The 6,379-nt window shown below is 42.5% G+C and carries 7 protein-coding genes; all 7 read right to left on the bottom strand.

All coding sequences use genetic code 11. The features are described from left to right. Positions 1 to 196 precede the first annotated feature (196 nt). The 7 genes from IH598_09585 to IH598_09555 all read right to left on the bottom strand — a co-directional run bounded on the left by IH598_09585 (position 197) and on the right by IH598_09555 (position 6,073). Entirely contained in the window at positions 197 to 967 is a 771-nt protein-coding gene (locus IH598_09585; protein MBE0638759.1) for an HNH endonuclease, read from the bottom strand. Between the two features lie 190 nt (positions 968 to 1,157). Continuing rightward, positions 1,158 to 1,430 carry a hypothetical protein gene (locus tag IH598_09580; GenBank protein MBE0638758.1) on the bottom strand — a complete coding sequence of 91 codons (273 nt, stop codon included), beginning with the start codon at positions 1,428 to 1,430 and terminating at the stop codon, positions 1,158 to 1,160. Between the two features lie 781 nt (positions 1,431 to 2,211). Beyond that, positions 2,212 to 3,279: a DUF1016 family protein gene (locus tag IH598_09575; GenBank protein ID MBE0638757.1), complete on the bottom strand. Its 1,068-nt coding sequence runs from the start codon at positions 3,277 to 3,279 to the stop codon at positions 2,212 to 2,214. Positions 3,280 to 3,774: 495 nt separating this feature from the next. After that, complete coding sequence (locus IH598_09570) at positions 3,775 to 4,113, bottom strand: DUF86 domain-containing protein (GenBank protein ID MBE0638756.1); 339 nt, start codon at positions 4,111 to 4,113, stop codon at positions 3,775 to 3,777. Continuing rightward, positions 4,106 to 4,405, bottom strand: a complete 300-nt coding sequence (locus IH598_09565; protein ID MBE0638755.1) for a nucleotidyltransferase domain-containing protein — start codon at positions 4,403 to 4,405, stop codon at positions 4,106 to 4,108. The genes IH598_09570 and IH598_09565 overlap by 8 nt, the downstream gene beginning before the upstream one ends. Positions 4,406 to 4,490: 85 nt before the next feature. After that, positions 4,491 to 4,838 carry an HIRAN domain-containing protein gene (locus IH598_09560; GenBank protein ID MBE0638754.1) on the bottom strand — a complete coding sequence of 116 codons (348 nt, stop codon included), beginning with the start codon at positions 4,836 to 4,838 and terminating at the stop codon, positions 4,491 to 4,493. Positions 4,839 to 5,164: 326 nt separating this feature from the next. Beyond that, positions 5,165 to 6,073, bottom strand: coding sequence for a WYL domain-containing transcriptional regulator (locus tag IH598_09555; GenBank protein ID MBE0638753.1), 909 nt, complete (start codon positions 6,071 to 6,073; stop codon positions 5,165 to 5,167). Positions 6,074 to 6,379: the final 306 nt, after the last annotated feature.

The raw sequence follows: 6,379 nt of genomic DNA, 5'->3' as shown, positions 1-6,379 counted from the left end.
TGCCCAGGTAAAAACGGCAAAGTGTATGTGCACAAAGAACTCGACCACCCACTCCGGTTCGAAGACCCCCGCCAACTCTACACGCAACTCCGTCAAACCGCTGATTTTATCCTCGAACTGATCTATTGACAGACAGGCCGCTAAGAGCGGTGGGATAAAGCCATCTTCTATTCTAAAAAATTTCTTCCAAAACAAATCACGACCGAAAACGCTCTTGGTTATGATATTTCAAGAACTCAAGATCAGGTAGAAATTTTGAAGGCAAAATAATTTCACGATTATCATATTTATTGATGAAATCACTAACAGGTAAAGTTGGTTTCTCCAAAAGAAGAGGAGATACTCTAACTCTGTAATCAGTAGTAATCGTGATATAGCCTAGTTCGAATGCTTTGTCATGCAGCGCATTTAGAGCAATCCCATTTCTTGGATTTAATCGATTCTTTTCATCAATTCCCCATGGACGAATATGACCTGCAATTAAAAAATCTGGCTGATTTATTCCGGTAATGCAACAAGTATGATTATAAGCAGCCAAAATCATGCTTCTGAAAAAGGATTGATTCACACGAGTTTTGATTAATCTTTCTCTAATCTTTCCCTCTTTTGGCATTTCATCCTCGCTTATATGATGCAATTTCTCAATGGTTGTGTGTTTTAAACTTGCCAGAATTTTCTCACTTTGATAAGAAGAGATGTCTATTTGCTCAAAGAATTCATCCCATGTTTCCTTATCCAATTTACTCGAATTTTTTGCACCCCTGATTCCTCTGACTTTAAGACTTGGATCAAGACTTGCAAAGTTGACTAATTTGTATGCAACAGAACTTGGTGTTCTATCGATCGAAACGGCCAAGTCAATGACGTCGGGATTTAATTTATGTAATCTGCCAAATGGCAATTTGCAATACAAGTTTAAAACTAAGATTAATTCGTCTTTTGTCCACAACCGTTGACCTTCTTTCATCTTTGAATCATTAATGATTACGTTTTGAAATCATAAAAATTTGTATGTTGCAAAAGTATCTAATTCTGAACTAACAATCTACTTATCTGCTCCCAATATCGGTTTTGATATCCAATATTCTCGGAAAATTTTTTACTTGATAAAGAAACATTCGAACTTCAAATTAGTCAATTGAGAATGAAATTAATGCCTACTGTTTTGGAGTTACTACACACACCACCACATGCACCTGGTTTTCGGGATGGGCATCGGGCTTGATTTGCCGGATGCGGGCTTCGAAGATGGGATGCCCGGCGTTGAGGATGGCGGCAATGGGTTGGTTGGACGAGCGGGGAATGAAGCCGGGCTTGTGGTCGTTGTGCCCGATGGCAACGGCGTTCTCGTCGTGGGGGTTGTCGGGTTCGGGTTTAAGGAGCCAGTTCGGTACCGATCTGCAGTTGGCTGAAGGCGAGGACACCCTCATAAAAGGTGATTCCTGCAATGTGGAAATGGTCGAAATATTTGAGCTTCATGATTGACGGTTTTAAAATTCGCAGCAAAATAAACCCATGCAAGTGGCTGATGATGTCAGTGGCTCAAAATATTTTCAACTAATCTTTAGGGCTGCCATCCCCACCCATCTGAAGCAAAACTATCTTCCGGCTCATCATTACCCAGAGATTATGTTTTGTCAACTCAAATTAGGATTAATAAAAAACTGCCAACTTATTTCAGGACGAGACAAAGAATGAAAAGGCGGGCTTGCCCGACACCGAAGAAGAAGGTGGCGGGGAGTGCTATGTGATTAAACCACATTTTGCCGGGAATTTCGCGGTATAGACCTGAAAGGATTAAAGAATAGTCCAACCCCGTACGTACGGGGTTGTCGAAATGGTTCTTTTGGTTGCTTAAACCTACAATAGTCCAACCCTTTCAGGGTTGCGCCGGACAAACCAATCAGCCGGTTACAACCTCGCAGAGGTTGGAGTATTGTAGCAAAACCGCAATCTGCCCACATCCATAACAACCTCGTAGAGGTTGGACTATCGTAGCAAACAACCCGCCCGTCGGAAACCCACAATCCCTCAGGTGCGGGATTGGACTATTCTAACAAAATCCCAACCTAAAGCTTCACTAATTTCTGAGGAGAAGTTTCGAAAAGCCAGTGGTTTTTCTTCTTCCAACCGCACATCTGTCTTGATGTTGGGAAAGAAGATTTTGCGGTCCAAAATTCACAATCCATATTTTAAAAAATTAGATCGGGTTTACGTTCCCAACTGCTGTTTGAAGACCAGTTTCTCACGTTCAATTTCGGCTGCCAGTTCTTCTTCGGTGGGCAGGTAAGGCAGGTATTTGCTGGCAAAGAGCTGTCTGCTTTCGCTTAAAACCGAATATTTAACCATGGTGTTGTCGGTTTCGGTGCAGAGTAAAATGCCAATGGTAGGGTTGTCGCCCAATGGGCGTTCCAAATCGTCGAACATGCGAACATACATATCCAGTTGCCCGATATCCTGGTGGTTGAGCTTGTGGGTTTTCAGTTCCACTATCACAAAACACTTCAACATGTAATTGTAAAACACCAGGTCAACGAAAAAATCAGTAGTATCAGTACGGATGTGCTTTTGCCGCGCTACAAACGAAAATCCTTTACCCAACTCCAGCAGAAACTGTTGCAGGTTGTCAATCAAAGCCTGTTCAAGTTCTTTCTCTGTGTATGCATTATTTGTTGGTATTTTGAGAAACTCCAGTACTGCCGGGTTTTTGATAAAATCGTCAGGATTTTGCTGAAAGGAAGCAGTGTTTTCCTCCATTTCCTGTTTTACCAATTCTTTCTTTTGTGAAGAAATCAGGCGTTGGTAGTAGAGCGTGGAAATATTACGGTCGAGGGTGCTCACAGACCAATTTTGATCTGCTGCTTCTTTCAGGTAATAATTTCTTGCCTGCTCATTTTCAACACGCATCAACCGTTCGAAATGCGACCAGCTCAATTTGGCAGACAGTGTCTGCCAAATTGGGGGAATGAATTGGTCAGACACTGTCTGCCCTTTTTCTATTGCGCTGAATACGAGATAGAATTTTCGAATATTCTTAAGATTTGTTAGTGAAAATCCTTTGCCAAATTCCTGTGTTAACTCCAATGAAAGAGTTTTAAGTATTTCATCACCATACCTTGCCCTGTCTTCACCATTTTGTTCTTCCTCCACAATGCGTTTTCCTACCAACCAATAAGCTTCAACCATTGCCGTATTTACAGCATAATATGCTTTCTGTCTTTCCTGGGCAAGAATTTGTTTGATTTCAGTGATGTAACTCAGGCTTTTTTCTAATTCCATAACCCAACCCATTAAATACGGTTAATTAATCATTTTTTTAGGCTACTTCGGTTTTCAGCTATTCAGCAAACCCCTTTTTTGCAAGGTTTTCATCGTGTTGTCAAAATCAATGTTGTCGTCACGGTTCGCAAAGTCCATGTATTTGTTTCCCCCCAAAGTGGTACTTCAATCGCTTTATCGTTACCGTTCTTTTTTGCCATTCTCTAAAGTTGGTGCTCAAATTGAAACCCCAAAGATAGCTTTTCTCTCCATCCATCAGCCCTCACCCCGGTTTTTTTGCTTTTCCGGTTCTTTGCTCTTCACCCATACGACCACATGCACCTGATCCTCGGGGTGGGCATTGGGCTTGATTTGCCGGATGCGGGCTTCGAAGATGGGGTTACCCGGCGTCGAGGATGGGGCAGTAAATAACCGGGGCGCCTGTCACATTGTGAAGATGAATAATCGCCTGTGTTGAAACGAGCCGGATTTCAACCTGATTTCGGGGAAAGTCAGTTATTCATTCAATAGTCCGGAGACTTCGGCTTTTAATTTTGGTAAATGATTGATCACAATACTCCAGATCAGGTCGTCTGAAACTTTATCGTATCCATGAATAATCCTGTTGCGCGTACCGATGATATTTTCGACATTTTCAAGTTTAAAATTTCTATCCTTTCTGATAATCCTGCCAACAGCTTCACCAATGATCTCAAGGTTTCGTTCAATTGCCCTTTTGGTTTTGATGTCGGAAAGATATGCTTCAAAAATCCGCGGTTTGTTTTCGTAATAGCTATCAATCTCATCTATTGATAGCAGTATATCGAACAGCCATGTTTTTATTTCGTTATCCATAAACCAGTTGTTTTGTGGCATCAATGGACTTGCGCAGGTAAGGGTTTTTCAATGCTTTGTCCTCAACCAGGTCAACCTCTCTGTTCAGGGTCTTTTCAAGCGACTTTTTAAAACCAAAATAGTTGTCAGCATAATGATACAGATCAACATCATCAAAATTTACCAGTAAATCAATATCGCTGGATTCCTTGAAGTCATCAGTGAGCACAGATCCAAAAACAAACAGTTTGGCTACCTTGTACTTACTGCACAGTGCATTGATCTTGTCTCTGTTTTGGTCAATTATTCCCATTGGTTTAAAAATAACATAAATCATACTTAAAAACTTCATTCAGAGAAGTATAATTTTTGGCAAAGATAACTTTTCTCCAAATTCATTATCCATCACCCCTGTTTTTTTGCTTTTCCGGTTCTTTGCTCTTCACCCATACGACCACATGCACCTGATCCTCGGGGTGGGCATTGGGCTTTAATTGCTGGATGCGGGCTTCGAAGATCAGGTGGCCGGCGTTGAGGATGGCGGCAATGGCTTGGTTGGACGAGCGGGGGACAAATCCAAGCTTGTGGTCGTTGTACCAGATGGCAACGGCGTTTTCGTCGTAACGGTTGTCGGGTTCGGGTTTGAGGAGCAGTTCGGTACCTATCTGTAGTTGGCTGAAGGCGAGGACACCCTCATAAAAGGTGAATCCTGCAATATGAAAATGATCGAAATGTTTGCGGTTCATGGCTTGTCGTTTTAGATTTGCCGGCAAAGTAAACCACCGGGAGTGCCAGATCATGACACTATGAAAAAAATCTATTCAAAAAGATTTATTACTATCCGGTTGAAAATTCCAAAAACTGTCGAATACCTTTTCTGGTAAAACCTCTACAAGGTATAAAAGATGATGGGGGTAACCTTTTTTCTAAAATACTTCACCCACTAAATGAAATTCGCCGTAGGCATAAAGTATTGTAGATCAATTCGATTATTCGAGTGTTTTAATTCTCCGTAGGAGATTAACAAACTTTCTCGGACAGCAATGAAAAAGATTATTTGATAGCAGGAAAACTACCGAAGATGATTTTCTATGCAGCTGATTTTCCCGCGGATAAAGGCTTTCAGGCCTTCTGGTTCCAGGATTTCGACATCATTGCAAAGTCCCAGGGCAAATCGTCCCACCCCTTCAAAACTGGATACCGGTGCATCGAACAGCCAAAGGTTGTTGTCGAGCGGGGTGATGTATTTTTCGGCCAGGGGATATTCTTCGGTGAGCAGGTTGCAGCTCCTCAAACTAAGTTTGAGTTTAACATTGGTTTGCATAGTACCGCTGATCCGGAATACATCGAGGGGAAGGCTATGGTGCTGACGGGCAAAACGGAAGGGCTCGCCGGTAATGGTCACCTGGCTGATGCGGGAGATTTTGAATGTTTTACAGGTTTGATCGCTGGTATCGAATGCCCAGACAGCGATAAAATTGGAAGTAAAGTCGAATGGCTCAACAGTTCTGTCGAGGATGGTGTTGCCATGCGACGAATGGTATTCGCGCAGGATGACCTGTTGCTGATGGCTGATGGCTTTGGTGAGGTTGCTCACCACCTCCGATTGCTGCTTCCTGACGATGATCTCGGCCACTTTCCCAAACTTGTAAAGCGAATAAAGTTTTTCGACCAGGTTGGTTTTCAGTTGGTTGTTTTCGTCAATGGAATGGATGGCGCGGCGCATGATCCAGGCCTCTTCTTCGGTGAAATAGGGCAATTGATGCAACTCCCTGAATGGTGATTCGATTTTATCAATCCAATACAATCCATCCTGGTGTTCAACGGCAAACCCGGCATTCAGCAGGGTCTGTTTATCCCTGAAAAATGTACGTCTCGAAATCCCGTACCGCTCCGAAAGATCGCCGGCGGTGTACTTCACTCCGCTGGAGAGGTTGATCAGCATCCTCAGGAGTCTTTCTAACTGGGGCATTTCCGGCATTTAATAAAGTGTTAAATTTATCTCGCGTTCAAGTGTACAACACGGAATCAATCCAGCCGTAAAAATAGAAAGTTTTATTTATTGCCAGCAAGAAAACACCCTGAATTTGATTTTCAACGATTTATTTACCCCACCCTTCCCATAGGTCCGAAGGACTCCTTTGGAGGATCCCTTCGGGAAAAGGGAGTAAATCGTTGAAAATCATTGCTCCCGGAATTTATCCCGAGACTTCGGGAGGGTTGGGGCAAACAATGATTTTCAACAAATGGATTTTTCTTGCTGGTACTATTTAATACAGGGCAAATC

Source organism: Bacteroidales bacterium (assembly GCA_014860585.1).
Classification (GTDB): domain Bacteria; phylum Bacteroidota; class Bacteroidia; order Bacteroidales; family 4484-276; genus RZYY01.
This window is presented reverse-complemented; position numbering and strand designations above follow the sequence as displayed.

Bases quoted from the DNA above. Each gene is read 5' to 3' on its own strand.
- IH598_09580 (MBE0638758.1), bottom strand. From the start codon at position 1,430: ATGAGGGTGTCCTCGCCTTCAGCCAACTGCAGATCGGTACCGAACTGG.
- IH598_09560 (MBE0638754.1), bottom strand. From the start codon at position 4,838: ATGAACCGCAAACATTTCGATCATTTTCATATTGCAGGATTCACCTTT.
- IH598_09575 (MBE0638757.1), bottom strand. From the start codon at position 3,279: ATGGAATTAGAAAAAAGCCTGAGTTACATCACTGAAATCAAACAAATT.
- IH598_09555 (MBE0638753.1), bottom strand. From the start codon at position 6,073: ATGCCGGAAATGCCCCAGTTAGAAAGACTCCTGAGGATGCTGATCAAC.
- IH598_09570 (MBE0638756.1), bottom strand. From the start codon at position 4,113: ATGGATAACGAAATAAAAACATGGCTGTTCGATATACTGCTATCAATA.
- IH598_09585 (MBE0638759.1), bottom strand. From the start codon at position 967: ATGAAAGAAGGTCAACGGTTGTGGACAAAAGACGAATTAATCTTAGTT.
- IH598_09565 (MBE0638755.1), bottom strand. From the start codon at position 4,405: ATGGGAATAATTGACCAAAACAGAGACAAGATCAATGCACTGTGCAGT.